This window comes from Luteimonas sp. AC640a, assembly GCF_979256585.1.
Window position 1 is genome coordinate 105,491 of sequence record NZ_CEEDOV010000006.1, and the last position, 26,832, is coordinate 132,322.

Consider the following 26,832-nt stretch of genomic DNA (forward strand, 5'->3'; position numbering starts at 1 on the left):
GCTCACGCGCGCATCATCGCGTGCCGATCCCAGTGCGCAGCCGGCTGCGGTCGGCCGAAATGGTAGCCCTGGCCATACAGGCAGCCCATGCGTTGCAGGTGCGTGGACTGGGCCTCGGTCTCGATGCCCTCGGCCAGCACGTCCAGCCCGAGCGAATGCGACAGCGCGAGAATCGCGCCGATGATCACCGAGCTGCGTTGGGCCGCGTCGCCGCCGAGTGGATCGATGAAGGAGCGGTCGATCTTGATCATCTTCAGTGGAAACCGGTGCACATAGCTCAACGAGGAATAGCCGGTGCCGAAGTCGTCGAGTGCGGCCTCGACGCCCGCAACGCGCAGGCGCTCCAGAATCCGCGCCACCGCGTCCGGCTCACCGAGCAGGGTGCCTTCGGTGACCTCGATGTGCAGCCGCGACGGCTCGAAGCCGGACGCCTCCACCATCGCCAGCAGACGCGTATCGAAATCCTCGTTCTGAAAGTGGCGCGGCGAGATGTTGAGCGTGATGAACTCGTCGTCGCGCACGAACCCGACCGCCGCCGCGCAGGCCAGGCGGTACATCTGCCAGTCGATGGCTTCGATCAGGCCGCTCTCCTCGGCGACGCCCAGGAACTCGCCGGGCGCGAGCAGACCGCGGGTCGGGTGCCGCCAGCGGATCAGGGCCTCGTACCCGACGATCTCGCCATCCGCCAGCCGCACCAGTGGCTGGAAGAACGGCTCGAACTCGTTGCGGATCAGTGCCGCACGCAGCTCGTGTTCGAGCTCGAGCACATCCATCGCTGCGCGCTGCAGGGTCTCGTCGAACATGACGAACCGCGCGCGGCCTGCGCGCTTTGCGCGGTATAGCGCGACGTCCGCGTCGTGCAACAGCGCGTCGATGTGCTGATAGCGCGCATCGCCGGTGGCGATACCGATGCTGGTCGACCCCTGCAGCAGGCGACCGGCGATCTGCATCGGTTCGGCGAACAGATCCAGCACGCGCTGGGCCACCTTGCAGGCGGCCCGAGGCCCCGACGTGTCTTCCAGCAGGATCGCGAATTCGTCGCCCGACAGGCGCGCCACGAGATCCGGCGCACGCACGCACGTCGCCAGCCGTCGCGCGACTTCTCGCAGGACGTCGTCGCCGGCAAGGTGTCCCAGACTGTCGTTGAACAGCTTGAAGCGATCGACATCCAGGTACAGCAGCGAAACGCGACGTGTCGGATTGTGCTGCAGCTGAGCCAGCGCGGACACCAGCCGTTCGCGCAGATAGAGCCGGTTCGGCAGGCCGGTCAGCGGGTCATGCATGACCTGGTGCTTGAGCTGCGCCTCGACGTGTTCGCGCACGGCGATCTGTTCGCTGAGTTCGCGCGTGCGCGCTTCCACCCGCGCCTCGAGCTCGGCATTGAGCGTGCGCAGCGTCTCGGCGGCGCGTCGTCGTTGCAGAGAATGGGCGATCTGCGAGCTGACGAAGTTGAGCAGCTCGGCATCGCCCGCGTCGTAGATCACGTCGGGCCGATAGCTCTGCACCGCGACGAGGCCGATGATCTCGTCGTCGACGCACAGCGGTGCGCCGAGCCACGACAACGATTCCGCCCCCGTCGAGCCCGCACGTTCGAGTTCGCCGCACGCCACCAGCGCGTCGACATCGCGCGCGTCCGCCAGCAGCGGTTTGCCGTGGCGGATGACGTATTCGGACAGACCTCGCCCCAGCCGGCGCGGCTTGCGCCCAGCATCCTTGTCATCGACCGAATAGGGGAAGTGCAGGTGGGTGCGCGTGTCGTCCAGCAGCGCGATGTAGAAGTTGTCGGTATTGATCAGTTCGCCGACCGTGTGGTGCACCTGCTGGTAGAAGCGAACGCTGTCGTCCTCATCGGATGTCGCCAGCGCTGCGATGCGATAGAGCGCTGCCTGAAGGTGCTCTGCACGCAGGCGCTCGGCGACCTGTTTCTGCAGGTCCGCATTGGTCTGGGCGAGCTGGCGTGTGCGTTCGGCGACGTGGCTTTCCAGCGTCTCTTGGGACTGTTTGCGTTCGACCGCGTTGAGCACGTGTTCGGCCACGAACGCGAGCACGGCGCTGTCCGCCGCGCTGTAGGGCTCGACGTCCTCGCGGTAGCTCTGGACCACCAGCGCACCCACCGCGAGCCCGTCACGCAGCATCGGCACCCCCAACCAGTCGAACGAACGCGCGCCACGTGCCTGCAGGGGGCCGGAGACCTGTTCGCGAAGCCGCTCCAGCGTGCCCCGCAGAGGAACGCAATCGTGCAACACGTACCAGGTCAACCCGCGTTCGAGCCGGTCGATGGGCACGTCCTCGGTCGGCGAATATTTTTCGTCGTTGTACTCGTCGGCGAAATAGATGAAGCGCACCGACTGGCGCTTGTTGCTGAACATTGCGATGTAGAAGTTCTCGGCGTACATCAGCCCGCCGATGATCTCTTGCAGTCCACGCAGCAGGGAGGGCATGTCGCGCCCGGAGCCGGCCATGTCTGCAATCGCGAACAGCGCATGCTGCAGTTTTTCGGCGTGGGCGAGTCGTGCGACAGCGCCGCGCAGCCGCTGGGCGGTCAGCAGTTCGGCCATGCGGTGTGCGATGGCAGCGAGCCTGTCGGTGTCCAGCGCCTGGAGCCCCTCGCCGAGCAGTACCGCCGCACTGTCGCCGTCGTGGCACAGCACACGCGTGCCGGCGGGTGCCTGCCCGCCGCCGCGGCGGGTGTCGACCGCCAGCGTTGCCCGCTCGATGGGTGCGGCGGGATCTCCCGTTATTGCCCAGCACCGCGGCTCGTGCGGCCACTGGTACCAGGTGACCATCGCCACCGGCTGCGGACTCATGCCCTGCAGCAGGCGCAACACCGGCTCGGGCCCGGCTGCATCCAGCAGCGCGCGCTCGAATGCAGGCAAGCTGCCGACAGGAGACGGGCCGATCGCGGAGCGCTTGGAGGGTGCCTGGGTCACTTGGTCAGTCGGTGGCGGCGGGCGACCATCGGGACGCGCCTGGCGTGGCGTGAGTACCCATGCACCCGAGGGCCTGTTATGCGTCATCGGCCGATGTAGGGGAAGACTTGAGTGCCCGCGATGCGCGACGGATATCGTGCCGAGCCAGTCGCGGTGGCAACCGAGCCCTTGCCACGGGGTCAATACAGGTCCCGCCGATGCACCCACCGGTACAAGACCGGCAACACCAGCAGCGTCAGCAGCGTCGACGAGAGGATGCCGCCGATGACCACGGTCGCCAGTGGGCGCTGCACTTCCGCACCCGCGCCGACGTTGAATGCCATCGGCACGAAACCGAGTGAGGCGACCAGTGCGGTCATCAAGACCGGGCGCAGGCGCCCGAGTGCGCCTTCGACGATCGCGGTGTGCAGGTCGAGACCGTCGTCGCGCAACTTGCGGATGAAGGTCAGCATCACCAGACCGTTGAGCACGGCGACGCCCGACAGCGCGATGAAACCGACGCCCGCCGAGATCGACAGCGGAATGCCGCGCGCCGCGAGTGCGAGTACGCCGCCGGTGAGCGCGAGCGGCACGCCGCTGAAGACCACCAGTGCATCACGCAGTGAGCCGAACGCCATGAACAGCAGTGCGAGGATCACCGCCAGCGTCAGCGGTACGACCAGCGACAGCCGCTGGCTGGCCGACGCCAGTTGTTCGAACGTGCCGCCGTAGTCGATCCAGTAACCGGTCGGCAGCGTGACCGAACCGGCGACCGCGGTCTGCAGCTCGCCGACGAAGCCACCCAGATCGCGGCCACGCACGTTGGCGGTGACGACGATGCGGCGTTTGCCGTTCTCGCGGTTGATCTGGTTCGGCGCGAGTTGCGTGCCGATCGTCGCCACCTCGCGCAGCGGCACGGTGCGTGGCGTGCCGCTGGCCCAGGTGCCGCTGCGGTCGGATTCGTCGGCGCTGTCGCCTGCGGCGCCCGCGAGCGGAATCGGCAGGTCGGCAAGCGCTGCGGGATCACCGCGCAACGATTCGGGCAGGCGCACGACGATGTCGAAGCGGCGGTCGCCATCGAACAGTTGCCCCGCCGTCTCGCCGCCGATCGCCGCGGCGACCACGCGCTGCACGTCGCCGGGGTTGAGCCCGTAGCGCGCCATCGCACGCGGGTCGGGCGCTATCTCCAGCAAGGGCAGGCCGTCGACCGCTTCGATGCGCACGTCAGCCGCACCGTCGATGCCCTGCAGCACGCGTTCGACCTCGCTGGCGACGGCCTGCAGGCGCTCGAGATCGTCGCCCTGGATCTTCACCGCCACGTCGCTGCGCACGCCGGAGATCAGTTCGTTGAACCGCATCTGGATCGGCTGGGTGAACTCGTAGTTGTTGCCGGGCATGGTCTCGGCGATGGCTTCGAGTTCGCCGACCAGCGTGGCGCGTGGCTTGCGCGGATCGGGCCAGTCGGCGCGTGGCGCAAGGATCAGGAAGGTGTCGGCGACCGATGGCGGCATCGGATCGTTGGCGACCTCGGCAGTGCCGATCTTCGAGAACACGCGCGCGACTTCCGGCACCTGCAGCAGGCGGCGTTCGAGCGCGCGCTGCATCGCCACCGATTGTTCGATGCCGGTGCCGGGCACGCGCATCGCATGCATTGCGATGTCGCCTTCGTCGAGGCTGGGAATGAACTCGCTTCCCATCCGCGTCGCCAGCCAGCCGCAGGCCAGCACCAGCGCCAGCGCGCCGCCGACCAGCCAGCGTCCGTGCCGCAGTGCCCAGTCCAGCGCGGGTGCGTAGCCGCGACGTGCGGCGCGCATCACCCGGTTGTCGTGCTCGGCAACGCGGCCCCGCAGCAGCAGGGCGATCGTCGCGGGCACGAAGGTCAGCGACAGGAGCATCGCGCCGGTCAGCGCCAGCACCACGGTGATCGCCATCGGGTGGAACATCTTGCCTTCCACGCCTTCGAGCGCGAACACCGGCAGATAGACCGCGGCGATGATGCCGAGCCCGAACAGGCTGGGCCGGATCACCTCGGCGCTGGCCGAGGCCGCCACCGCGTGCCGCTCGCGCGTATCAAGCAGTCGGCCGAGCCGCTGCTGCGCTTCGCCGAAGCGGCGCAGGCAGTTCTCGACGATGATCACCGCGCCGTCGACGATCAGACCGAAGTCCAGCGCGCCCATGCTCATCAGGTTGCCGGACACGCCGCCCTGGCGCATGCCGATCACGGTGAACAGCATCGTCAACGGAATCACCAGCGCCGTGAGCAGCGCCGCGCGCACGTTGCCGAGCAGCAGGAACAGCACCACGATCACCAGCAGCGCGCCTTCGACCAGGTTCTTGGCGACAGTGCGGATGGTGCGGTCGACCAGCGCCGTGCGGTCGTAGACCGCCACCGCGCGCACGCCATCGGGCAGGCTCGCGTTCGTCGCCTCCAGCCGCTGCGCCGCGGCCTGCGCCACGGTGCGGCTGTTCTCACCGAACAGCATCAGCACCGTGCCCAGCACGACTTCCGCGCCGTTCTGCGTGGCCGCGCCGGTGCGCAGTTCCCGGCCTTCGCCAACGCTCGCCACATCGTGCACATGGATCGGCACGCCATCGCGCCGCGCCATCACGATGTTGCCGATCGCCTCGACATCGGCGACCTGGCCGGGCACGCGCACCAGCAACTGCTGGCCGTTGCGTTCGATGTAGCCGGCGCCGACGTTGCGGTTGTTGTTGGCGACCGCGGTGACGACATCCTCGAACGTGAAGTCGAGCGCGACCAGCAGCGCCGGATCCGGCGTGATGTGCACCTGTCGCGCGAAACCGCCGATGGTGTCGACCTCGGTCACGCCGCGCACATTGCGCATCTGCGGCCGCACCACCCAGTCCTGCAGCGTGCGCAGATCGGTCGCGGTGTAGTGCGTGCCGTCCGGCTTGCGCGCATCCGCGTCGGCTTCGACCGTGTACATGAAGATCTCGCCGAGACCGGTCGCGACCGGGCCGAGCGACGGGTCGACATCGTCCGGCAGTTGCCCCTGCACCTGCTGCACACGCTCGGCGACCTGCTGGCGCGCGAAATAGAGATCGGTGCCGTCCTCGAACACGACGGTGACCTGCGAGAGGCCGTAGGCCGACAGTGAGCGCGTGTAGTCGAGCCGCGGCAAGCCGGCGAGCGCGGTTTCGATCGGGAAGGTGACGCGCTGTTCCGTCTCCAGCGGCGAATAGCCGGGCGCGGCGGTGTTGATCTGCACCTGCACGTTGGTGATGTCGGGTGTCGCATCGATCGGGAGTTTCGTGAAACACCAGCCGCCGACGGCGACGAGCAACAACGTCGCGGCGAGGACCAGCCAGCGGTGCCGGATGGAGGCGTGGATGAGGGACTCAAGCATGGGAGGCTCCGATGCATGGGTGTGTCATGCGTGCCGTCGTCGGTGTCGTGCAGTGGCGCATTGGAGCGCGCGATGTCTGCTTCGAAGCGAGCAGGCGGAATGTGTCCGCGAACCCCGAGTCCCCCTCATCGTCATTCCCGCGAAGGCGGGAATCCAGTGACTTTCGTGACTGCATTAGGTGGTCTGAGGCGACAGCGAAAAGCAAAGTCCTTGGATTCCCGCCTGCGCGGGAATGACGAGGTTCGAGTAGTTCTAGAAGCCGCAGGCGCCCGCACGATCTGAATACCGCACCCTCAATGCGCATGACCCGCCCCCGCCTTCTCCAGATCCGCCTTGATCGTGTAGCTCTGCGCGATCACCACGTCCTCGCCCACCGCCACGCCATCGACGATCTCCACCTGCCGCGCATCGCGCCGCCCGAGCGTCACCACACGTTTCTCGTAGCGATCGCCCTCGCGCACGAACACCACGTCGCGGCCGTCCATCTGTTGCAAAGCAGTTAGCGGCACGATGAGATCCGCCGGTTGCGTCGACACGGTGACCATCGCGCGCACGGCCGAGCCGGGGCGCCACTGGCCGTCGGCGTTGTCGAGCGTGGCGCGGGCGATCGTGCTCTGGCTCGCGGTCGCAGTGCCGGGCAGCACGCGATCGATGCGCGTGTCTGCGGTCGCGCCGTCGCCGAGGCGGCTGATCGTCACCGGCGAGCCGGCGGCGAGATGCTCGGCATCGCGGCCGAACACGTGCAGGTCGACCCACAGTGTCGACAGGTCGGCGATCTCGTACAGCACCGCGCCTTCGCCGGCGCTCTGGCCGACGGACGCGTTGCGCGCGAGCACCGTGCCGCTGATCGGCGCAGTGACCGTGTACGTCGACAGGCTGAGATTGCTCTCGATCGTCGCCAGCGCCTGGCCGGCGCGCACGCGATCGCCGACTTCGGCGTGCAGGCGGCGGATCGGGCCGGGGAAACGTGCGGTCACGCGGGCGTTGCCGCTTTCCAGCGTGGTCAGCAGGCCCTGTACTTCGTGCTGGTCGGCGATCGTGCCGGCCGCGGCGGGTGCGACGCGGATGCCGACGTCGTCGGCAATGTCGGCCGCGATGGTCGTGGCCTCGTCTGCATGTGCATCGTCTCCGTGTTCGTCATCGGCGTGGTCATCTGCGGGTGCATCGGCCGGCGCATTGGTCGTGTCGGCGGCAGGCGTGGTCGACGGTGCGCTGCACGCAGGCAGTCCCAACATCAGGGCGAGCGCGAGCGATGCGGCAGTCACACGGTGGAACGTCCTCATCGGGCGTCTCCTTCGAACGGGGCAGGCGTCGGGTGCGCGACGACGAGGGACTGGCCGGTCAGGCGCTGCAGTTCGATCAGGGCGATCTGCGCGGCTTCGGCGGCGTCGAGCTGCTGGCGCTGCGCATCGCTGCGCGCGTCCTGCAATTGCGACCATTCGAGATACGACACCGCGCCTGCGCGCCAAGCGCGTTCGGTCGCGCTGGCGGCGCGACCCAGCCGCGGCAGCACATCGCGCGCGAGCAGCGACACGGCCGACTGCGCGACGCGATAGCGGCCGTGCGCTTCGGCCAGCGTGGCCTGCAGCGCGCGATCACCGGTGTCGCGCTCGATCGAGACCAGCGCCAGTTCCGCCGCCGCGGCGCGAATGCCCGGCTGCGCGCGCGCGCGACTGCCCAGCGGCACGACGAAGCCGCCGACCAGCGAGGTGTCGCCGTTCTCGCGCTGATGACGGAGTCCGGCCTGCCAGCCGATGTCCGGCGTGGCGTCGCTGCGCGCGAGCTGCAGCCGCGCCTCGGCGATGCGCTCACGATCGTTGAACTGCAGCAGCTCGGGCGATCGCGCGAGCAGTTCTCGCAACGTGCCGAAGTCGGCGATGTCAGGCAGCGCCAACGGATCGCTGTCGGCAATGGCGAACCCGCCGTCCGGATCGCCCCACAGCATCGACAGGCTGCGCTGCGATGTTTCGATCTCCAGTCGCGCATTGGCGATCTGCAGTTCGGCCTGCGCCTGCGCCGCCTGCGCGGTCAGCACGACGGCTTCCGGCGACGCGCCGGCGGCGAAGCGCTGACGCGCAGCAGCCACGAAGCGCGTGCGCTGCGCGACATCGGCCTGCGCGATTCCCTGGCGCCGCGTCGCGACGACGATGGCGAGATGGCGGCGCGCGGTTTCGGCGAGTAGATCGACGCGCGCGGTTTCACGTTGCAGGGAGAGCGCATCGATACGGGTCTGCGCGAGCGCGCGGCGTGCATCGGGCTTGCCGCCGCGTTCGAACACGCCGGCCAGCGTCAGCGTGGTTTCAAGCGTGCGCGTGGGCGCATCGAGGCCGAGGTTCTCGATCTCGATGCCGGCTTCCAGCGGCGGTCGCAGCGTAGCAACCTCGCGTTCGGCATCGAACACCGCGCGCTGGCCGTCGAACAGGCGCAGATCGGGATGGGCAGCGGCGACGCGCGCGAACGCGTCATCGAGGGTCAGGGCCTGCGCGCTTGCGCGCACGGGCACGGGCGCCGACTGCGCGGCCGCAAGGCACGGCGCAGCGGCGAGGGCGGCCAGGGCCGCCAATCGCAACAACATGGGAACGCTCCAATTTCGGGATGACGAAAAGCCGGCTCAGGCCAGCAGGGGCGTCATGCGGAAATCGGCGGTCGCAACAGGGAGTCGGGCACGCGCGCGGGCGCGGCTTCGGTCGCGGGCAAGGCAGGGTGCGACATCGACAGCGGTGCCAGCAGCGATGCCACCGGCGGGAGTGCGGGCGTATGCGCGCCACAGGTGGCGCAGTGCGCGACCGCGTGCAGCAGGTCGCCGCCGTCCTCGTGCGTGTCTGTCGCGTGGTCGTGCTGCTCGGCGGTTTCGCCGTGCGCGACCTCGTAGGTGTTGCCCATCGCCACCAGCACCGGTGCCGCCATCAGCCCGAATACCAGCAGCGCCAGCAGCAGCCGGCGCGACCAGGACAGGGAGTTGGAGCGGCGATGCATCCGCGCAGCCTAGGGGGTGCGCAGGGCGTTACACAATTCCAGCGAGGTGCGCGCACGACGCGATGGACCTTCTTCGGCGCTTTTTACGTTCAAGGACAGAGGCCGGCATCGCACGCAACCGGCTGCCCACCATCGCGCTCTGCGCAGCGACCGAGAGATCTTCATGACCCGATCCCACCTGCACCGTGTCGTCCCCGCGCTCGCGCTGGGCCTGCTGTGTCTGACGGCCGCTGCCGCGCCGCCACCGACCGGCAGTCGCGAACTCGACCCGGACATCGCCGACCGCCTGCCGCGACAGGAGGTCTCGGAACTGCGCCGGGTCTGCGCGCAGCCGTTCGAGAACCGCGGCACGTTCGTCATGGGCGCCAACGTCACCGGCGCGGGCGCGTCTTCGGATTTCGTGCCCGAAAACCGGTATCTCGAAATCCGCCAGGTCCGCGCCACGCTGCGCGGGCCGGGACTATCGGCCGGCGATCTGTCCGCCAGCGTGTCGGGCGACAGCGGCTGGTACGACATGCGGTTGTCGAACAACGCGATCGTCTGGACCGCCGCGGCGGACGGTCCGCTGTACGCGGATCGCGGCAGCCGGATCAAATTCGTGGCGTATCGCAACAGCGGCAGTGATCGCGCAGTGACCGGCGATTACGTGATGCGCGGCTGTCTGCTCGACCGCTTGCCGCAGCTGATCACGCGGCCCGATTTCGATGTGCCGCGCTTGCCGAAGAAGCGGCTGACGCCACGCGAGCCGGTGGAGATGACGCCGTTGCGGCGGCCGGCGGTGCGAACCGGTCGCTGAGGCCTGAAGCGGACCTTCCTGGGCAGTCCGCTCCGGTGTGACACGGTGCGCGACGGGTTTCGCTGCGCTCACCCCATCCTGCGAGGACGCTATGCGCGTTCCGCGCGCAGCCGCTCCAGTACGCCGTCGAGGGCTTCGAGGTTGCCGTAGTGGATCACCAGCCGGCCCTTGTTGCCGCGGCCGTTGGCGATCGTCACCCGTGTGCCCAGGCTCTCCGACAGCTCGTTCTCCAGCGACACGATGTCGGCCTGCGGACGCGCCTTGTTGCGTGCAACGGTGCGGGTGTCGCCACCCGGTACGCGACCGGCGGCGAACTGCTGCGCGCGGTGCTCCACTTCGCGCACCGACCAGCCGTGCTCGACGGCATCGCTGGCGAGCTTGCTGGCGAGATCCGGCGACAGCGTCAGCAGGGCGCGGGCGTGACCCATCTCCAGCTGCTTGGATTCGACCAGGATGCGGATCGCCGGCGGCAGTTCCAGCAGGCGCAGCAGGTTGGACACCGCGGCGCGCGAACGGCCGACGGCCTCGGCGGCCTGCGCATGGGTCAGGTCGAATTCTTCGATCAGCCGCTGCAGCGCCTGCGCCTCTTCCAGCGGATTGAGGTCTTCGCGCTGGATGTTCTCGATCAGCGCCATCGCGACGACCGTGCGGTCCTCGACGTTGCGCACGACGGCCGGCACTTCGCTCAGGCCGGCTTGCTTGGACGCACGCCATCGGCGTTCGCCGGCGATGATCTCGAAGGTGCGGTCGGCACGCTCGCGCACCACCAGCGGCTGGATCACGCCCTGCGCCTTGATCGATTCCGCCAGCTCGCTGAGCTTGTCGGCATCCCAGTGCTTGCGCGGCTGGTACTTGCCGGCGCTCAGCGCATCGATCGGCAGCACGCGCAGCGTGTCCTGTTCGGTCGCCTCCAGACTGACCGGCGCCTCGGCGGCGGCCTTGGGGCCGAGCAGGGCTTCGAGGCCGCGGCCCAGACCGCGCTTCTTGGCGGGCGTCTTCGCAGCGGTCATGCCGGCGTCTCCATGGCAGTGGCGTCCTGGGTGCTTGTCTGTGCGTCGCGTTCGCGCTGGCGGCGGATCACTTCGCCGGCGAGACCGAGATAGGCGATCGCGCCGCGCGAGGCCTTGTCGTAACCGACGATGCTCTGGCCGTGGCTCGGCGCCTCGGCCACGCGCACGTTGCGCGGCACGATGGTGCGGAACACCTTGTCGCCGAAATGGTTCGTCAGTTCGCCCGACACGGCGTTGGCGAGATTGTTGCGCACGTCGAACATCGTGCGCAGCACGCCTTCGACCTCGAGCTTCGGGTTGAGGTTCTGCTTGATCGCATCGATGGTCTGCAGCAGCGCGGTCAGGCCTTCGAGCGCGTAGTACTCGCACTGCATCGGCACCAGCACCGAATCGGCGGCGGTCAGCGCATTGAGCGTCAGCAGCGACAGCGCCGGCGGACAGTCGATGAGGATGTAGTCGTAGCGCGGACGCAGCGGTTCGAGCGCGCGCTTGAGGCGCTGTTCGCGATCCTCGGCGCCCATCAGTTCGAGTTCGGCGGCGGTGAGATCGGTGTTGCCGGGAATCAGGTCGACGTCTTCCTCGGTCTGCACGATCGCATCGCCGGCTTCCACTTCGCCCAGCAGCACGTCGCAGGTCGAGACCGGCACCGCGCCCTTGTCGATGCCGCAGCCCATCGTCGCGTTGCCCTGCGAATCGAGGTCGACCAGCAGCACACGTTTCGGCGTGCGCGCGAGCGCCGCGGCCAGGTTCACGGCCGTCGTCGTCTTTCCGACGCCGCCCTTCTGATTGGCGATGGCGATGATGCGGGCCATGGGCTCCGTGCGAGGTTCAGGAAGGGAGCCGGCCACCGCGGGCGGCGGCCGGACCGGGGATTATGCCCCCCAAGGGTCGCTTGGGGACACCGATCCGATCCTGCGTCGGCATGGCGGCGGCGACGCGGTTGCAGCTGAACCGGTGATGCGCGGCCGGGTGGCGCCGATGTCCGGGGTGAGATCCGGGACAGCGGCTCAGACGCGCGCGACGACGACCAGATGCCGTTCGGCGGCGAGGCCGGGCACCTTGAGCGGCGTCACCGTGTCGAGCCGCCAGCCGGCCGGCAGCGCGGCGATCTCGTCCACCGGATGGACACCCTTCATCGCCAGCAGGCGCCCGCCGTCCGCCTTCGGCAAATGGCCACCAACGGCGAGGATGTCGGGCAGCGTGGCCAGCGCACGCGCGGTGATCGCGTCGAATGCACCGGGCCGTTCGACGGCTTCGATGCGCGATTCGGCGACGTCGGCATTGGTCAGTTTCAGCTGGCGCACGGCCTCGCGCAGGAAGCGCGCCTTCTTGCCGTTCGACTCGACCAGGGTGACCTGCAGGCCGGGCAGGGCGATCGCCAGCGGAATGCCGGGCAGACCGGGGCCGGTGCCCAGATCGGCGAGCGTGGCGAGGCCGTCGACGTGCGGCACCATCGCCAGCGAATCGAGCAGATGCCGCACGACCATTTCGCGCGGATCGCGCACGGCCGTCAGGTTGTAGGTCTTGTTCCAGCGCACCAGCAGCGCGAGATAGGCGAGCAGCGGGTCGGCCAGTGTCGGCGCGAGGCCCAGCGTGCGCAGCCCGGCTTCGAGTTCGGTGCGCAGCGCGGTGTCGTCGGAGAGTTCCATGCGGCGCATTGTAGAAGCTGGTGTGGTGCGTGGTCTGTGGATGACCACTGCTGACGGCCGCCCCCACCCCCCTCCCCCGCTTGCGGGGGAGGGGGGTGGGGGCACAGCTTCAGCCCACCGAATCTCCACTTGCGCGACTCATCCGCCCGAACACACGCTCAATCAATCCACCCGCCGCCACGCCACCGTCGCCAGATACCCCGCCAACGGCGAAAACGCATGCAGATGCCAGTCCGCGGGTGTCCCCAGCGCAGGGTCGCAGGCGACCAGCGCCCAGCCATCCTCGCGCGAGGCGAACTCCAGTCGATCGAGCCCGAACGACAGCCCATGTCCATGTGCCTTGAGCACGGCTTCCTTCGCGCACCACAACTGCACGAACGCGGCTTCCGCAGCATCGGGTGCCCGCTTCGCGAGCGCAGTCGCTTCGCCGGCAGTGAAGAAGCGCTGCGCCAATGCCATCGCCTGCGGCCGCGGACGCAGCCATTCGATGTCCACGCCGACCGCCACACCGTCGCCCAGCGCGACCAGCAGCGCATCGCCGCTGTGGCTCCAGTTTGCGTCCAGACCCGGTTGGCCTTGTACCTGCAACTGCGGACGGCCGCGGGCATCGCGTGCGAGTGCGATCTCGGTGTCGGCGCGGTCGAGCGTCGCGGCCAGCCAGGGACGCACAAGGGCTTCGGCGGACTGGCCGCGGCAGTAGTCCCCCCACGCGACGCGCACCGGCCCGGTGGCCAGACTCATGGTTTTGCTGAACATCCCTCGCTGAACATCCGAACTTGGCATCCCGCAGGGCGTCCAGCGTAAGCTAAAACAGCTGTTCCGCGGGCCGGACACGGCGTACGGAACATCTTTTTGGAGTGGCAGCACGATGTCGGCAGTGAGTGTGGAACCGGGCGCGGTGCGCGTCGAAGCCTTGCATGGCGCAGGCGAAAGCCGACCGATGGTCGATGGCGATCCGTCGCGCGTGATCGCGTTCGGTGCCGATGGTGTGGTGACGCTCGCGACCTTTCTCGCGCACGTGCGCGGCGTCGCCGCGCTGTTGCCCGATGCGCCGTTCGCGCTGAATCTCTGCGAAGACCGCTACCGCTTCCTCGTCGCGTTCTGCGCGGTCGCCTTGCGCGGCCAGACCACGTTGCTGCCGCCGGCGCGCACGCGCGGCGCGATCGACGATGTCCGCGCGCGTCACCCGCACAGCTACTGCATCGGCGACCGTGACGACTGTGGCTGCGACACCCTGCACGACGTCAGCCACACGCCCGCGCCGCCGCACTACGTGCGTCTGCCCGATGCGCTGCCGACGCGCGATGGCGACGTGCCGCAGATCGCGCTCGACGCGCTGGTCGCGATCGGGTTCACCTCCGGCAGCACTGGTGTCCCGGGCGCCAATCCCAAGACCTGGGCCACGTTTCACACCTGCACGCTGCAGAACCTCGCCACGCTGGCCGATCTGCATGGCGAGGCCACGTTGCCGGTGGTCGCGACCGTGCCGCCGCAACACATGTACGGCATGGAGCTGTCGGTGCTGCTGCCGCTGCTCGGCAACGTCGCCGTGCATGGTGCGCGGCCGTTTTTCCCGGAAGACATCGCTGCCGCGCTGCGCGATGCACCGCGTCCGCCGTTGCTGGTCACCACGCCCGTGCATCTGCGGTCGCTGGTCGAATCGGGTGTCGCCCTGCCGCCGCTGGCCGCGATCGCCACCGCCACCGCGCCACTGCCACAGGCGCTCGCGTCTGCGGCTGAAGCGCGTTTCGGCTGCGAGGTGCGCGAACTGTTCGGTTCCACCGAGACCTGCATCTTCGCGCGCCGCCGCACCGCGCTCGAGCAGGCCTGGACCCCGTTCGACGGCGTGCGCCTGCAGCCCGTGCCCGACGGCACGCTCGTGCACGCGCCGCACCTGCCCGAACCGCGGCTGCTGGCCGACATCGTCGAACTGGATGCCACGGGTCGCTTCGAACTGCGCGGCCGCCAGGCCGACATGATCGAAATCGCCGGCAAGCGCGCCTCGCTCGCCGACCTCACCCGCCGCCTGCTCGCCATCGACGGCGTGCGCGATGGCGTGATCTGCCAGAGCGCCACGCCGGACGCGACCGGCGTGCGCCGGATCATGGCCGCCGTGGTGGCGAACCCCGCCCTCGACGATGCGGTGTTGCTGGACGCGCTGCGCGCCGGCATGGATCCGGTGTTCCTGCCAAGACGCATCCGCCGCGTCGACGTGCTGCCGCGCAACGAGACCGGCAAGCTGCCCCGCGCCGCGCTGGACGATCTGTTCGGCATCGCCGGGACCTGAATACCGACGCCTCCGTCACGGACCGGGACCGATGCTGGCGCCGGCCTTCGGGCCTGAACGCGCGCACTTCCCGATTTTTCACGTTCCGAACCGGAGCATTCCCGAATGAATTTCCTCATCTACATCATCGTCGGCGGCATCGCCGGCTGGCTGGCCAGCATCCTGATGCGCACCAACGGCCAGCAGGGCATCCTGCTGAACATCGTCGTCGGCATCATCGGTGGCTTCATCGGTGGCTGGCTGCTGCCGATGCTGGGCGTGTCGCTCGGTGCAGGCTGGATCGGCTTCCTGCTGACCGCGCTGATTGGCGCGATCATCCTGCTGGCGATCGTCAACCTGTTCCGCCGCGGCAGCGCGCGCTGATCGCACGCGGCTGATCAATGCGACACGAGGCCCGGCATTGCCGGGCCTTTTTTTGTGGAGATGCCGCGCGCCACGGCATCGGAATGGCGCGACGTGGGCGCATCCTCCAGCCAGCGCCACGCGAAGCGCGTCAGCCCGAGACGGTGACCCACGCCGGCGCGTGATCACTCGGCCGCTCCCACGTTCGCGGCTCGCGATCGATGCCCGACGCCACGGCCGCGTCGCGCAATGCATCCGACACCAGCGTCAGATCGATCCGCAGGCCAAGGTCGCGGCGGAAGCCCGCCTGGCGGTAATCCCACCAGCTGAAGACACCGGCGTCCTCGTGATGCAGGCGGAACGCGTCGTGCAGGCCCAGACCGAGCAGACCGCGCAGGGCATCGCGTTCGGCGCTCGAAGTCAGGATATGGCCGTCGTTCCAGACCGCGGGGTCGTGCACGTCGCGGTCGTCGGGGGCGATGTTGAAGTCGCCGAGGACGACGAGCTTCGGGTGCGCAGCGATTTCGCGCTGCACCCAGTCGTGCACGGCGGCGAGCCAGCGCAGTTTGTAGGCGTACTTGTCGGTGCCGACGTCCTGGCCGTTGACGACGTAGAGGTTGATGACGCGCATGCCGTCGATGGTCGCGGCGATCACGCGCTTCTGTTCGTCCTCGAAACCCGGGATGCCGATCTGCACGTCGTCGAGGGCGCGATCGCGGGCGAGCAGGGCGACACCGTTGTAGGTCTTCTGGCCCGAGAACACCGTGCGGTAGCCGAGCGCGGCGAGGGCAGCATCGGGGAAGCGTGCGTCCTCGAGCTTGGTTTCCTGGATGCCGACCACGTCGGGCTGCGCGTCACGCAACCACTGTTCGAGGTGCGGCAGGCGGACGTTGAGCGAGTTGACGTTCCAGCTGGCGATCTTCATCCGGGAATTCTAGCGTCCGCTCCGGCGGTCGCGCACATGCGCAGCGTCGCAGTGGTACCGCCTTCGTCGACGGAATCGATCTCGAGCGCCCAGCCGAGGTGTTCGCAGACCCGCGCGATGAGTTCCAGCCCGATGCCGTCACCGATCGGCACGCCGGTGCGTGCCAGTCGCGAGTAGATCGCACTGATCTGTTCGGGCGTCATGCCGTGGCCGGGATCGCGGATCACGACGGTCGCGTCCGCATGCAGTTCGACCTCGATGCGACCATCGTCGCTGTGCTCGATCGCGTTGCGCAGCAGGTTGCCGACTGTGGCGCGTATAACGCCCGGTGGCGCGAGGATCGTGCACGACGGTGGCACCTGAAGCGTGATCTCCAGAGCCTTGTCGCGCATGAGGTGGCGGTGCTCGTCGATGATCGCGGGCAGCAGCGTCGACAGGTCGACCGGCTGGCTCGCCTGCAGCATCCGCGCCGGGTCCTTCGCCAGTGCCAGCAGCAGGGCGATCATGCGCTCCATGTCGCTGGCGGTGCGCTGGATGCGGCGCAGCTGGTGCGCGGTGACGGCCGGCACGTCGGGCGGCGCCAGCGCGAGTTCCGCGGCGCCGGACATCACCGCGATGGGTGTACGCAGTTCGTGGCTGGCGGTGTTGATGAAGGCGCGTTCGCGATCGACGAACTGTTCGTTGCGCTGCAGATAGTCGTTGAGCGCGTTGGCGATGACCAGCAGTTCCGAACTCGCGCGCGTCTCGGGCACGATCCGTTGGCCTGCGCGATCGGGTGACAACGCGGCGATGTCGCCGGCCAGCGTGGTCAGCGGCCGCAGCGTGCGTCCGAGACCCAGCGCCATCAGCCCGCCCATCACCGTGACCAGCACGACCGACGAGCCGAGGATGAAGAGCGTGAGCCGGTCCTCCTCGCGCTCCATGTCGGTGATGTCGAGGGTCATTACATGGCGCACCCCGTCGACGTGCTCGACCAGCACCAGGATCTCGGCGCCGTTCGGCAGTTCGACTTCGTCGTGGATGCCGTCGGGCAGGGCCGAGGTTTCCGGCGGCGCGCCGCCGTTGACGTACAGACGCAGGCTGTCGGATTCGCTCCAGCGATACGACGGATCCGCTGCGCTGCGTTGCAGATGGTGAGTGAACTCCGTGCGCAGCATCGAGTCCCACAGCAGACGCTCGGCGTATTCGTTGACGAGAAATCCATGCAGCGAGATGCCCGCGGCCAGCAATAGCGCGTAGACCGCCAGCCAGGACAGGATGCGGGTGTGGAGGCTGCGCACGCGCCTCATGCGGGTGTGCCGGTATCGACGGGCGCGGCCAGCCGGTAGCCGTAGCGCGGCAGGGTCTGGATCAGCTTGACCGCGAATGGACCGTCGACGCTGCGGCGCAGTTCGTAGACGTGCGAGCGCAGCATGTCGCCGTCGGGCGGCACATCGGCCCACAGCGCATGTTCCAGTTGCTGGCGGTCGACCGCGGCGGGGCTGGCCTGCATCAGCACTTCGAGCAGCTTGCGGCCTGCGGGATACAGATGCAGCGGCTGGCCGGCGCGGCTGGCCTCCAGCGTGTCCAGGTTGAGGCGCAGGTCGTGCACTTCCAGCGTGCGCGCGCTGCGGCGACCGTGCGCACGCGCCAGCACGGCTTCCAGCCGTACTTCGAGTTCCGGCAGCGCGAACGGCTTGGTCAGATAATCGTCGGCGCCGGCGCGGAAACCGGCGATCTTGTCGGGCAGTTCGTCACGCGCGGTGAGCATGATCACCGGCGTATCGATCGCGTGTTCGCGCAGGCGCTGCAGCAGGGCGCGGCCGTCGAGGCGCGGCAGCATCCAGTCGAGGATGATCGCGTCGTAATGTTGGGTCACCGCCAGGTGCAGGCCGACGATGCCGTCCGGCGCGGCGTCCATCTCGTGGCCGCGCGGTTCGAAATAGTCGAACAGATTGCGTACCAGGTTGCGGTTGTCCTCCACCACCAGCAGTCGCATGGGTTCTCGTCCTGGGCGCAAGGCGGTGCCGGCTGATGATACGGCGCGGCGGGGCCGCGTTCCGACAGGCTTCCGACATGTCCGGGTCGATCCTGTACAGGCCGCGGATGGCGCGGCGCGTGGATCTGGACATGACGCTGCGGAATGCGATGGCGCGCCTGAAGCCGGTGCTGCGCATGGGTTTGCTTGGTCTCCTCGTGCTGGGCCTGTCGCGGCTGGGACTGGCGATCTGGCAGCGGGCGGCGGTGGGCGAGGTGGACGGCTGGGTCCCGGTGCTCACGCAGGGGCTACGCGTCGACGTCGCCAGCCTGTGCCTGCTGTTCGCGCCGCTGGCGATCGTGCTGCTGCTGCTGCCCGCCGCGATCTACGACGCACGCTGGGTACGGCGCGTGGCGCTGGGCTGGCTCGCGGTCGCGATGACGCTGCTGGTCTGGCTCGAGCTCGCCACGCCCGGTTTCATGCGCGAGTACGGTCTGCGGCCCGATCGCGTGTTCGTCGAGTACCTGATCTACCCGCGTGAAGTACTGTCGATGCTCATCGAAGGGCGACCACTCGAATGCATCGCCGTGCTGTTGCTGACCGCGGCCGCAGCCTGGTCCAGCCTGCGGCTCGCGCGACGCTGGTGGCCGGCACGTCCGACGCCGGTCGGGGGGGCGCTGCTGCGCTTGGGTCTCGCGGTGCTGGTGCTCGGCCTCGGCGCGCTCGGTGTGCGCTCGACGCTGGGCCACAGGCCGATGAACCCGGCGATGCTGGCCTTCAGTACCAATCCCACGGTCAATGCGCTGCCGCTGAACTCGTTCTACTCGCTGGCGTTCGCGATGCACGACTGGCTGCAGCACGAGGAGACTGCCGGATCCCTGTACGGCGCGCTGCCGGCAGACACAGTCGTCGCCGCGGTGCGCGCGGGCACAGGTCTGCCCGCGTCGGCCTTTACCGACCCGGCACGGCCGACGCTCGCCGCACGCACGCCGGTGTGGCGCGGCAAGCCCAGAAACCTGGTGATCGTGCTGGAGGAAAGCCTCGGCGCGCAGTTCATCGGCAGCCTCGGTGGGCGGCCGCTGTCGCCGGAATACGACCGCCTGAGCGAGCAGGGCTGGGCCTTCAACCGGTTGTACGCGACCGGTACGCGTTCGGTACGCGGCATCGAGGCGGTGGTGGCCGGTTTCGCGCCAACCCCGGCGCAGGCGGTGGTCAAGCGCGCGCGCAGCCAGCAGGGCTTCTTCACCCTCGCCGAGCTGCTGCGCCGGCGCGGCTACGACACCACGTTCTACTACGGCGGCGAAAGCCATTTCGACAACATGCGTGGCTTCTTTCTCGGCAACGGCTTCGGCCGGGTGATCGAGCAGCGTGACTACCGCGCGCCGGTCTTCGTCGGCTCCTGGGGCGTCTCGGACGAGGATCTGTTCACGCGCGCCGATGCGGAATTCACGCGCCTGCATGCCGACGGCAAGCCGTTCTTCGGGTTCGTGTTCACGTCCAGCAATCACGATCCCTTCGAGTTTCCGGCCGGCCGCATCACCCCGTTCGAGCAGCCACTGCAGACACGCGACAACGCCGCGAAATACGCCGACCACGCGCTGGGCGGCTTCTTCGATCGTGCGATGGCGAGCGATTACTGGAACGACACCGTGTTTCTCGTCGTCGCCGATCACGACTCGCGCGTCTTCGGCCGCGACCTGGTGCCGGTCGACAACTTCCATATTCCGGGTCTGATTCTCGGCGCCGGTATCGCGCCGCGTCGCGATGACCGCATCGCCAGCCAGATCGATCTGGGGCCGACGCTGTTGTCATTGATCGGCATCGCCGATGCCACGCCGATGACCGGACGCGATCTGGCCGACCCGGCGATGCGCCTGCCCGGTCGCGCGCTGATGCAGTACGACCGCAATTTCGCGTGGCTGCAGGGCGATGACGTGGTGGTCCTGCAGCCCGACAAGGTGCCCAGCCAGTACCGCTACGTGCCGGGCAAGGGCCGCCTGGAGCCCGCGGCGCTGTCGCCGCTGCTTGCACGCGAGGCGCATGCGCAGGCGCTGTGGGGATCGCTGGCCTACGAGCGCGGCTGGTACGGGCTGCCGCGGGTCAGCGCGCCATAAAATCCACCAGCTTCGCGATCCTCGCGTACGGCGGGCGAAGCCAGTCGGTGACCGCGACGCGCGACTGCCACAGCACCGGCAACGCCTTGGTCATCGCGTCGAAGCCGGCGCGGCCGTGATACGCGCCCATGCCGCTGGGGCCCACGCCGCCGAACGGCAGGCGGTTCGCGGCGAAGTGCAGCAGAGTGTCGTTGACGGTCACGCCGCCGGCGACGGTGCGGGCGAGGATCGCCTCGACCTGGGCGCGTTCGCCGAATGGATACAGCGCCAGCGGCCGGTCGCGGGCTTCGACAAATGCGATGGCCGCGTCCAGCGAGGTGTACGACAGTACCGGCAGGATCGGCCCGAAGATCTCCTCGCGCATGACCGCGGTGTCGTCGCCGGGTTCGACGATGAGCGTGGGTGCGAGCGCGCGCGCGCCGTCGACCTTGAGCAGCGGCAGCACGGTCAGGCCGCGGGTGCGCGCATCGTCGAGCAATCCGGTCAGGCGCGCATGCTGCGCGTCGCTGACGATATGCGTGTAATCCGATGCCCGCGCGCCGGCATCCGCATAGCGTGTCTGCACCTCGAAGCGCAGCGCTTCCAGTAGCGCGTCGCGGCGCGCTGCATCGACGAGTACGTAGTCCGGCGCGATGCAGGTCTGGCCGGCGTTGAACAGCTTGCCGGTGACCAGCCGCGATGCAGCCTTGTCGAGTGGATAGCCGGGGCAGACGATCGCCGGTGACTTGCCGCCGAGTTCCAGCGTCAGCGGCGTGAGGTTGGGCGCCGCCGCGGCCATGACCTTGCGGCCCACCGCGGTGGAACCGGTGAACACCAGATGGTCGAACGGCAGGCCGGCGAACGCAGCGCCGATGTCGGCATCGCCCAGCGCGACGGCGACGCGGTCAGGCGGAAAGACTTCGGCCAGCAGCGAGCGCAGGAACGCGCTGCTGCGTGGCGTGTGTTCGGACGGCTTGAGATAGACGTGGTTGCCGGCGGCGATCGCGGTCGCCAGTGGAATCAGCGCCAGATTCACCGGGTAGTTCCATGGCGCGATGACGCCGACCACGCCCAGCGGCACCGGTCGCACTTCGGCGCGTGCTGGCCACAGCTTCCAGCCGGCGCCGACCCGGCGCGGTCGCATCCAGCCACGCAGATGGCGGCGCAGTGCATCGATCTCCGACAGCACGGTCATGCCGTCGGCGATCAGCGATTCGGAACGCGCGCGATGGCCGAAGTCGGCCGAGATCGCATCGGCCATCTCGTCCAGGCGTCGCGCGAATGCGGCGCGCAGACGGGCGAGGTCGTCGCGGCGCTGCGCGGCATCCGGGCGACGGCTGCGCCAGGCTGCGCGCAAGGCATCGAGGGTCGGTCGCAGGTCGGCGACCGGCGTCGCGGCGGGTGTCGAATCGGTCGGGGCGGTGTCCATCGCCGCAGTGTAGCGTCGGCGTCGCGGCATTCCGGCAGGGCCGCAGGTAGACTCCGGCGATGGACTTGAGACCCTATCGGAACACCGCCCCGCGCCTCGGCGCACGCGTCTATGTGGACCCGGCGGCGACGGTCATCGGCGATGTCGTGCTCGGTGACGACGTGTCGGTGTGGCCAGCGACGGTGATCCGCGGCGACGTGAACCATGTGCACATCGGCGCGCGCACCAGCGTGCAGGACGGCACCGTGATCCATGTCAGCCACGCCGGCCCACATGCCAAGCGCGGCGGTTTCCCGACGCTGATCGGAAGCGACGTCACCATCGGCCACAAGGCGGTGATCCACGCCTGCACGATCGAGGACGCGGCGCTGATCGGCATGGGCGCGCTGGTGCTCGACGGCGCAGTGGTGCAGAAGCACGCGTTCGTGGCCGCAGGCGCGGTGGTGTCACCGGGCAAGGTGGTCGGCGAAGGCGAGCTGTGGGTCGGCAATCCGGCGCGATGCGTGCGCAAGCTCGACGATGCGCAGATCGAAGGCCTGTACTACAGCGCCGCGCACTACGTGCGTCTCAAGGACGAATACCTCGCCGCGCTGGCGGGCTGAGCAGCGCAGGGGCAGGCACGACGCATGACGCACAGGGACGACGCGCATTCGCGCATGACCGCACGGAGCCGCGGCGCCTGATGCTCGATACGGTCCGCGAGGTCCACACGCCCGAGGGCGTCGCGCTGCGCCTGCCGGCCGCCGGCCCGGTGCCGCGCGCAGTCGCGTGGCTGATCGACCTGGCGATCCGCGGCGCGCTGCTGATGGCGATCTCGATCGTGCTCGGCATGCTCGGCAAGTTCGGCTCGGGCCTGTACATGATCGTGCTGTTCGTCGTGTTCTGGGGCTATCCGGTGGTGTTCGAAGCGCTGTACGGCGGGCAGACGCCGGGCAAGCGCGCGCTGAGCCTGCGGGTGGTATCGGCCGACGGCGCGCCGATTGGCTGGATGGCGAGCTTCGTGCGCAATCTGATGCGCACCGTCGACATGCTGCCCTTCGGCTACGGCGCCGGTCTGGTCGCGAGCCTCGCCGATCCCTGGAGCCGGCGGCTCGGCGACATGGTCGCCGGCACGCTGGTGATCCATGCACCACGCGAGCGCACGCGCATCGACGCGTTGCAGATCGCGCCGCAGGCACCGGCCGCGCCGTTGCAGGCGCACGAGCAGATCGCGGTGATCGCATTCGCCGAACGCGCGCACGCGCTGACCGGCGAGCGCCAGCAGGAGTTGGCCGACATCGCGACGCCGGTCACCGGTGCACGCGGCGAAACCGGCGTGCTGCGATTGCTGGGCGTGGCCAACTGGTTGCTGGGGCGACGCGCATGAGGCAGGACGCCTTCGTCGCCCGTCACGAACCCGAGTGGGACGCCTTCGAGCGCTGGCTCGATGCGCGCGAGGGCAGTCCGCGGCGCGCGCGTGCGACGCGGCGCGACTGGGACGGACTGGTCGACGAGGACGTACCCTCGCGCTATCGCCGTCTGTGCCAGCAGCAGGCACTCGCACGCCGGCGTGGCTACAGCCCGCAGGTCACTGCGCGGCTGCAGGCGCTGATGCAGCGCGGCCACAACGTGCTGTATCGCCCGCCGCCGCCGCCGTGGCGCCGCGCGCTGTGGTTCCTGCTCGCCGACTTCCCGCGCCTGGTCCGCGCGCAACGCGGTTGTCTGTGGGCTGCGCTGGTGCTGTTCGCGGTGCCGCTGGTGCTGATGTTCGTGCTGATCCAGCAGTGGCCGGAACTCGCCTACGGGGTGATGTCGCCCGAGCAGCTGGCGCAGATGGAGGGCATGTACGACCCGACTCGCGCGGCCGAGCGTTTCGCGCGCGAGAGCCAGAGCGACATGGAGATGTTCGGCTACTACATCTGGAACAACGTCAGCATCGGCTTCCGCACCTTCGCCAGCGGTCTGCTTGCCGGTGTCGGTACGATCTTCGTGCTGATCTTCAACGGGGTGTTCATCGGCACGGTCGCCGGACATCTGCAGGCAATCGGCCATGGCGGGCCGTTCTGGCGCTTCGTCGTCGGCCATTCGGCGCCGGAACTCACCGCGATCGTCATCGCCGGTGCCGGTGGTCTGCGGCTCGGACTCGCGCTGGTCGCGCCGGGTCAGCTGCGCCGCGTCGATGCGCTGGTGCAGGCGGGTCGCGACGGTGGCCGGCTGTGTCTGGGCATCCTCTTCATGCTGGTTTTCGCCGCGTTCGTCGAAGCGTTCTGGTCGTCGACCGGCGCGATTCCCGATCCGATCAAGTTCGGTGTCGGTGGTGGCCTGTGGCTGCTGACCGGGCTGTGGCTGTGGCGCGGCGGACGCGGAGTGGTCGATGCGCGTTGAGACCGTGCAGGTGGAACTGCGACCGCGCACCGCCTGGGAAGCGATGGAGCTCGGCAACGCGCTGGTGCGCCGCCACGCGCTCGCGATCTGGGGGCCGTCGCTGCTGCTCGGGCTGCCGGTGTTCGTCGTGCTCAACGCGCTGGGCTGGGCGATCGACCACCTGTGGCTGTCCGCGCTGCTGTTGTGGTGGCTCAAGCCGGTGTTCGATCGCGTGCCGCTGTTCGTACTGTCGCGCGCGGTGTTCGGCGCGGCGCCGGGCATGCGCGCGACCCTCGATGCGCAATGGCGCTGGGGCTGGCGGCCGCTGATCGGCCATCTGACCTGGCGCCGTTTCAGTCCCTGGCGCGCGGCGACGCTGCCGGTGGACCTGCTCGAAGGCCTGTCGGGCGCGCCGCTCGCGCAGCGGCGACGTCTGCTCGCCGACGGCATCGGCGGACATGCGCTGCTGCTGACCGTGATCTGCCAGCTGTTCGTGATCGCGCTGCTGCTGTCGCTGTCCACGCTGGTGCTGATGTTCGTACCGACCGAACTGCTGTCCGAATCGGCACGCGCGATGTGGGCGTTGATCTCCGAACAGCCGCCGCGCTGGGTGCAGGTGCTGGGCAATCTCGCGTTCTGGATGGCGATCGGGCTGGTCGAGCCGTTCTACATCGGCGCCGGGTTCGGCCTGTATCTCAACCGTCGCACGCAGCTGGAAGCCTGGGATCTGGAGATCGCGTTCCGGCGTCTGCGCGCACGTCTGGCGCCGGCAGCGACGCTGGTGGTCGGCCTGCTGCTCGCCGGCCTGCTGCTCGCGCCAGTGTCCGGACACGCGCAGGATCCGGCGACCGCCGGTGACGACAGCACGCGCGAAATCAATCCGACCAAGACCTGGCGGCCTGGCGAACGCAAGCAGGACGTCGCGCAGGACGATGCGGCGCAGGCGCCGACGCTCCCGCAGGTCTTCGGACGCCTCAAGGACGGCGCCGCGTTCCAGCGCGCGATCGAACGTGCGTATGCGGATCCGCTGCTCGACAACAAGCGCGAGGTCATGCGCTGGCAGCGCAAGGGCGCCGACGACGAGAAGGACGATGACACGGCGCGCCCGACGCCGAACACCGGTCTGCTGGCCGCGATCGGACAGGTCTTCGCGCTGATCGCCGAATACGGCCTGTGGCTCGTGCTCGCGATCGTCGTCGGCGTGCTCGCCTGGACTGCGCGCCGCTGGTGGCCGTGGATGCGCGACACGCTGGGGCCGGTGCGCGCGCCGAATGAGATCGTCGTCGAGGCCGCGCCGCCACAGCCCGAAGCCCTGCCGGCGGACCTGGTATCCGAAGTGCGTCGCCTGTGGGCCGAGGGTCGGCATCGTCGCGCGCTGGCGCTGCTGTATCGCGGCGGCGTCGAGGCGATGGTCACGCGCGCCGGCGTGACCCTGGTGCCTGGCGCGACCGAGGCGCAGGTCCTGCGCGCATCACGGCGCCTACCCGATGCCGAAGACCGCGATGCGTTCGCCGAGATGGTGCGTATCTGGCAGCGCGCCGCCTACGGCCAGCGGCTGCCGGATGATGCCGGCCTGGATGCGCTGCTGGCGCGTCTCGCGCCGCGTTTCGGATGGTCTGCCTGATGCGCTGGCCCACCCGCATCGCACTCGCCGCACTCGGCGCGCTGATCATTGCGCTGGCCGTCGCCTGGTTCCTGCACACGCATGAGCGCGTGTCCGACACCGTCGATCTGCCGCCGCGCGGCGAGGCCGCCTACAACCCGCTGTACGCGTTGCGCGAAACGCTGCGCGCCGATGGCGTGGACGCGCGTTCGCGCCAGCGCCTGCAACTCTCCAGCGTGCCGCTGGCGCCGCGCGACACCGTGCTGCTCTACAGCGAACCGGGCACACTGCTGCCGTCGGAAGTCGAGGTGTTGCTCGACTGGGTCAAGCAGGGTGGGCACTTGTTGGTGCGCACCCCCTTGCCGCGCCGTCAGGCCGGCAACGCGCGTCCGTCGGATCTGATGGCGCGGCTCGGCGTGCACACCGCCGGTCTGCGCACGCAGTGCGAACCGCTGCTGGTGACCGGACAGGGCGGCCATGTCGAGTTCTGCAACGGGCGCCGGTTTCTGGTGGATGCGGCGCCGCTGCTCGAGTGGGGTGACGACGAGAATGGTCTCGTCTTCGCACGACTGGCGTACGGAGTCGGGCGGGTCGACGTGCTGGCCGATTTCGATTTCATGCGCAACGCAGATCTGCGCGAAGTGCCGCATGCGCTGCTGACCCGGCAACTGTTGGCACCGAACTGGGGCGCGGGCACCGTGCATCTGGTGTACGCCGCCAGCGTGCCGCCGCTGTGGTACCAGATCCTCACCCGAGGCTGGATGGCGTGGGGGCCCCTGTTGCTGGCCCTGCTCGCGTGGTTGTGGATGCGCACGCAGCGGCTGGGCCCGGTGTTGCCGGCGCCCCCGGTCGCGCGTCGCGCCCTGCTTGAACATGTGACCGCGAGCGGCGAACACCTTGTGCGTTACGGCCGCGCGCCGTTGCTCTACGACGCGGTGCGCGCTGCATTCCTCGATCGCCTGCGCCGACGCGATCCGCTCGCCGCCGCGCTCGAAGGCGAGGCCGGCATCGAGGCCATCGCCGCGCGTACCGGCCTGTCACCGCGCGATGTCCGCAACGCCTTGCAGGCGCCCCGACCCGATGATGCGACGGCGTTCCGCCAGCGCATTGCCCGACTGATCCAGATGCGCAACCACCTGTGAGCC

General features: G+C 69.1%; 22 protein-coding genes. 9 read left to right on the top strand and 13 right to left on the bottom strand.

The features are described 5' to 3' along the window. Positions 1-2: 2 nt before the first annotated feature. The 5 genes from ACZ9YD_RS03955 to ACZ9YD_RS03975 all read right to left on the bottom strand — a co-directional run bounded on the left by ACZ9YD_RS03955 (position 3) and on the right by ACZ9YD_RS03975 (position 9,253). Entirely contained in the window at positions 3-2,930 is a 2,928-nt protein-coding gene (locus ACZ9YD_RS03955; protein ID WP_465073854.1) for a bifunctional diguanylate cyclase/phosphodiesterase, read from the bottom strand. Between the two features lie 179 nt (positions 2,931-3,109). Further along, a complete protein-coding gene (locus tag ACZ9YD_RS03960) occupies positions 3,110-6,277 on the bottom strand; it encodes an efflux RND transporter permease subunit (protein ID WP_465073856.1) in 3,168 nt (1,055 codons plus the stop codon). A gap of 293 nt (positions 6,278-6,570) precedes the next feature. After that, positions 6,571-7,560 carry an efflux RND transporter periplasmic adaptor subunit gene (locus ACZ9YD_RS03965; RefSeq protein WP_465073858.1) on the bottom strand — a complete coding sequence of 330 codons (990 nt, stop codon included), beginning with the start codon at positions 7,558-7,560 and terminating at the stop codon, positions 6,571-6,573. Next, the gene (locus ACZ9YD_RS03970; RefSeq protein WP_465073859.1) at positions 7,557-8,852 is read right to left on the bottom strand and encodes a TolC family protein; all 1,296 of its coding nucleotides are present in this window, start codon (positions 8,850-8,852) and stop codon (positions 7,557-7,559) included. Before ACZ9YD_RS03970 ends, ACZ9YD_RS03965 begins: the two co-directional genes overlap by 4 nt. 53 nt (positions 8,853-8,905) lie before the next feature. After that, complete coding sequence (locus tag ACZ9YD_RS03975) at positions 8,906-9,253, bottom strand: DUF2946 family protein (protein ID WP_465073861.1); 348 nt, start codon at positions 9,251-9,253, stop codon at positions 8,906-8,908. A gap of 163 nt (positions 9,254-9,416) precedes the next feature. On the opposite strand from ACZ9YD_RS03975, the gene ACZ9YD_RS03980 reads away from it, so the two are divergent. Continuing rightward, positions 9,417-10,049, top strand: a complete 633-nt coding sequence (locus tag ACZ9YD_RS03980) for a hypothetical protein (protein ID WP_465073862.1) — start codon at positions 9,417-9,419, stop codon at positions 10,047-10,049. An 89-nt stretch (positions 10,050-10,138) separates the two neighbouring features. On the opposite strand, the gene ACZ9YD_RS03985 is transcribed toward ACZ9YD_RS03980, so the two are convergent. The 4 genes from ACZ9YD_RS03985 to ACZ9YD_RS04000 all read right to left on the bottom strand — a co-directional run bounded on the left by ACZ9YD_RS03985 (position 10,139) and on the right by ACZ9YD_RS04000 (position 13,449). Beyond that, positions 10,139-11,059: a ParB/RepB/Spo0J family partition protein gene (locus tag ACZ9YD_RS03985; protein WP_465073863.1), complete on the bottom strand. Its 921-nt coding sequence runs from the start codon at positions 11,057-11,059 to the stop codon at positions 10,139-10,141. After that, the gene (locus ACZ9YD_RS03990) at positions 11,056-11,871 is read right to left on the bottom strand and encodes a ParA family protein (protein WP_465073864.1); all 816 of its coding nucleotides are present in this window, start codon (positions 11,869-11,871) and stop codon (positions 11,056-11,058) included. The genes ACZ9YD_RS03985 and ACZ9YD_RS03990 overlap by 4 nt, the downstream gene beginning before the upstream one ends. Before the next feature lie 195 nt (positions 11,872-12,066). After that, a complete protein-coding gene (rsmG, locus tag ACZ9YD_RS03995) occupies positions 12,067-12,708 on the bottom strand; it encodes a 16S rRNA (guanine(527)-N(7))-methyltransferase RsmG (RefSeq protein ID WP_465073865.1) in 642 nt (213 codons plus the stop codon). Between the two features lie 162 nt (positions 12,709-12,870). Further along, on the bottom strand, positions 12,871-13,449 hold the full coding sequence (locus ACZ9YD_RS04000) for a 4'-phosphopantetheinyl transferase family protein (protein ID WP_465073866.1): 579 nt from the start codon (positions 13,447-13,449) through the stop codon (positions 12,871-12,873). A gap of 199 nt (positions 13,450-13,648) precedes the next feature. Between ACZ9YD_RS04000 and ACZ9YD_RS04005 the strand changes: the two genes are divergently transcribed. Further along, positions 13,649-14,995 (top strand): AMP-binding protein, encoded by a 1,347-nt coding sequence (locus ACZ9YD_RS04005; RefSeq protein WP_465073886.1) that lies wholly within the window; start codon positions 13,649-13,651, stop codon positions 14,993-14,995. A gap of 105 nt (positions 14,996-15,100) precedes the next feature. Continuing rightward, entirely contained in the window at positions 15,101-15,358 is a 258-nt protein-coding gene (locus ACZ9YD_RS04010) for a GlsB/YeaQ/YmgE family stress response membrane protein (protein WP_232137503.1), read from the top strand. 130 nt (positions 15,359-15,488) lie between these two features. Here the strand turns inward: ACZ9YD_RS04010 and xth are convergent, their stop codons facing one another. From xth to ACZ9YD_RS04025, 3 genes are read right to left on the bottom strand one after another with little or no spacing between them, the layout of a single operon-like run. Next, positions 15,489-16,262, bottom strand: a complete 774-nt coding sequence (gene xth, locus ACZ9YD_RS04015) for an exodeoxyribonuclease III (RefSeq protein WP_465073867.1) — start codon at positions 16,260-16,262, stop codon at positions 15,489-15,491. Continuing rightward, complete coding sequence (locus ACZ9YD_RS04020) at positions 16,259-17,551, bottom strand: sensor histidine kinase (protein ID WP_465073868.1); 1,293 nt, start codon at positions 17,549-17,551, stop codon at positions 16,259-16,261. The genes xth and ACZ9YD_RS04020 overlap by 4 nt, the downstream gene beginning before the upstream one ends. Then, positions 17,548-18,240, bottom strand: a complete 693-nt coding sequence (locus tag ACZ9YD_RS04025) for a response regulator transcription factor (protein WP_465073869.1) — start codon at positions 18,238-18,240, stop codon at positions 17,548-17,550. Before ACZ9YD_RS04025 ends, ACZ9YD_RS04020 begins: the two co-directional genes overlap by 4 nt. Before the next feature lie 77 nt (positions 18,241-18,317). On the opposite strand from ACZ9YD_RS04025, the gene ACZ9YD_RS04030 reads away from it, so the two are divergent. Next, on the top strand, positions 18,318-20,333 hold the full coding sequence (locus ACZ9YD_RS04030; RefSeq protein WP_465073870.1) for an LTA synthase family protein: 2,016 nt from the start codon (positions 18,318-18,320) through the stop codon (positions 20,331-20,333). On the opposite strand, the gene ACZ9YD_RS04035 is transcribed toward ACZ9YD_RS04030, so the two are convergent. Next, a complete protein-coding gene (locus ACZ9YD_RS04035) occupies positions 20,320-21,741 on the bottom strand; it encodes a coniferyl aldehyde dehydrogenase (protein ID WP_465073871.1) in 1,422 nt (473 codons plus the stop codon). The two genes, ACZ9YD_RS04030 and ACZ9YD_RS04035, sit on opposite strands and share 14 nt — an antisense overlap. A gap of 59 nt (positions 21,742-21,800) precedes the next feature. Between ACZ9YD_RS04035 and ACZ9YD_RS04040 the strand changes: the two genes are divergently transcribed. From ACZ9YD_RS04040 to ACZ9YD_RS04060, 5 genes are all read left to right on the top strand, one after another. Then, positions 21,801-22,343, top strand: coding sequence for a gamma carbonic anhydrase family protein (locus tag ACZ9YD_RS04040; RefSeq protein WP_465073872.1), 543 nt, complete (start codon positions 21,801-21,803; stop codon positions 22,341-22,343). An 80-nt stretch (positions 22,344-22,423) separates the two neighbouring features. Next, complete coding sequence (locus ACZ9YD_RS04045; protein ID WP_232137493.1) at positions 22,424-23,107, top strand: RDD family protein; 684 nt, start codon at positions 22,424-22,426, stop codon at positions 23,105-23,107. Continuing rightward, a complete protein-coding gene (locus ACZ9YD_RS04050) occupies positions 23,104-24,105 on the top strand; it encodes a stage II sporulation protein M (protein WP_465073873.1) in 1,002 nt (333 codons plus the stop codon). The genes ACZ9YD_RS04045 and ACZ9YD_RS04050 overlap by 4 nt, the downstream gene beginning before the upstream one ends. After that, complete coding sequence (locus tag ACZ9YD_RS04055) at positions 24,095-25,708, top strand: DUF4129 domain-containing protein (protein ID WP_465073874.1); 1,614 nt, start codon at positions 24,095-24,097, stop codon at positions 25,706-25,708. Before ACZ9YD_RS04050 ends, ACZ9YD_RS04055 begins: the two co-directional genes overlap by 11 nt. Next, positions 25,708-26,829 carry a DUF4350 domain-containing protein gene (locus ACZ9YD_RS04060; protein ID WP_465073875.1) on the top strand — a complete coding sequence of 374 codons (1,122 nt, stop codon included), beginning with the start codon at positions 25,708-25,710 and terminating at the stop codon, positions 26,827-26,829. The genes ACZ9YD_RS04055 and ACZ9YD_RS04060 overlap by 1 nt, the downstream gene beginning before the upstream one ends. Positions 26,830-26,832 lie beyond the last annotated feature (3 nt).

Coding starts and splice junctions, on each gene's coding strand:
- ACZ9YD_RS04010 (WP_232137503.1), top strand. CDS start 15,101: ATGAATTTCCTCATCTACATCATCGTCGGCGGCATCGCCGGCTGGCTG.
- ACZ9YD_RS03960 (WP_465073856.1), bottom strand. CDS start 6,277: ATGCTTGAGTCCCTCATCCACGCCTCCATCCGGCACCGCTGGCTGGTC.
- ACZ9YD_RS04055 (WP_465073874.1), top strand. CDS start 24,095: ATGCGCGTTGAGACCGTGCAGGTGGAACTGCGACCGCGCACCGCCTGG.
- ACZ9YD_RS03970 (WP_465073859.1), bottom strand. CDS start 8,852: ATGTTGTTGCGATTGGCGGCCCTGGCCGCCCTCGCCGCTGCGCCGTGC.
- ACZ9YD_RS04035 (WP_465073871.1), bottom strand. CDS start 21,741: ATGGACACCGCCCCGACCGATTCGACACCCGCCGCGACGCCGGTCGCC.
- ACZ9YD_RS03990 (WP_465073864.1), bottom strand. CDS start 11,871: ATGGCCCGCATCATCGCCATCGCCAATCAGAAGGGCGGCGTCGGAAAG.
- ACZ9YD_RS03985 (WP_465073863.1), bottom strand. CDS start 11,059: ATGACCGCTGCGAAGACGCCCGCCAAGAAGCGCGGTCTGGGCCGCGGC.
- ACZ9YD_RS04050 (WP_465073873.1), top strand. CDS start 23,104: ATGAGGCAGGACGCCTTCGTCGCCCGTCACGAACCCGAGTGGGACGCC.
- ACZ9YD_RS04005 (WP_465073886.1), top strand. CDS start 13,649: ATGGTCGATGGCGATCCGTCGCGCGTGATCGCGTTCGGTGCCGATGGT.
- ACZ9YD_RS03980 (WP_465073862.1), top strand. CDS start 9,417: ATGACCCGATCCCACCTGCACCGTGTCGTCCCCGCGCTCGCGCTGGGC.
- ACZ9YD_RS04020 (WP_465073868.1), bottom strand. CDS start 17,551: ATGAGGCGCGTGCGCAGCCTCCACACCCGCATCCTGTCCTGGCTGGCG.
- ACZ9YD_RS04040 (WP_465073872.1), top strand. CDS start 21,801: ATGGACTTGAGACCCTATCGGAACACCGCCCCGCGCCTCGGCGCACGC.
- ACZ9YD_RS03965 (WP_465073858.1), bottom strand. CDS start 7,560: ATGAGGACGTTCCACCGTGTGACTGCCGCATCGCTCGCGCTCGCCCTG.
- rsmG (WP_465073865.1), bottom strand. CDS start 12,708: ATGGAACTCTCCGACGACACCGCGCTGCGCACCGAACTCGAAGCCGGG.
- ACZ9YD_RS03975 (WP_465073861.1), bottom strand. CDS start 9,253: ATGCATCGCCGCTCCAACTCCCTGTCCTGGTCGCGCCGGCTGCTGCTG.
- ACZ9YD_RS04045 (WP_232137493.1), top strand. CDS start 22,424: ATGCTCGATACGGTCCGCGAGGTCCACACGCCCGAGGGCGTCGCGCTG.
- ACZ9YD_RS04060 (WP_465073875.1), top strand. CDS start 25,708: ATGCGCTGGCCCACCCGCATCGCACTCGCCGCACTCGGCGCGCTGATC.
- xth (WP_465073867.1), bottom strand. CDS start 16,262: ATGAAGATCGCCAGCTGGAACGTCAACTCGCTCAACGTCCGCCTGCCG.
- ACZ9YD_RS04000 (WP_465073866.1), bottom strand. CDS start 13,449: ATGAGTCTGGCCACCGGGCCGGTGCGCGTCGCGTGGGGGGACTACTGC.
- ACZ9YD_RS04030 (WP_465073870.1), top strand. CDS start 18,318: ATGTCCGGGTCGATCCTGTACAGGCCGCGGATGGCGCGGCGCGTGGAT.
- ACZ9YD_RS04025 (WP_465073869.1), bottom strand. CDS start 18,240: ATGCGACTGCTGGTGGTGGAGGACAACCGCAACCTGGTACGCAATCTG.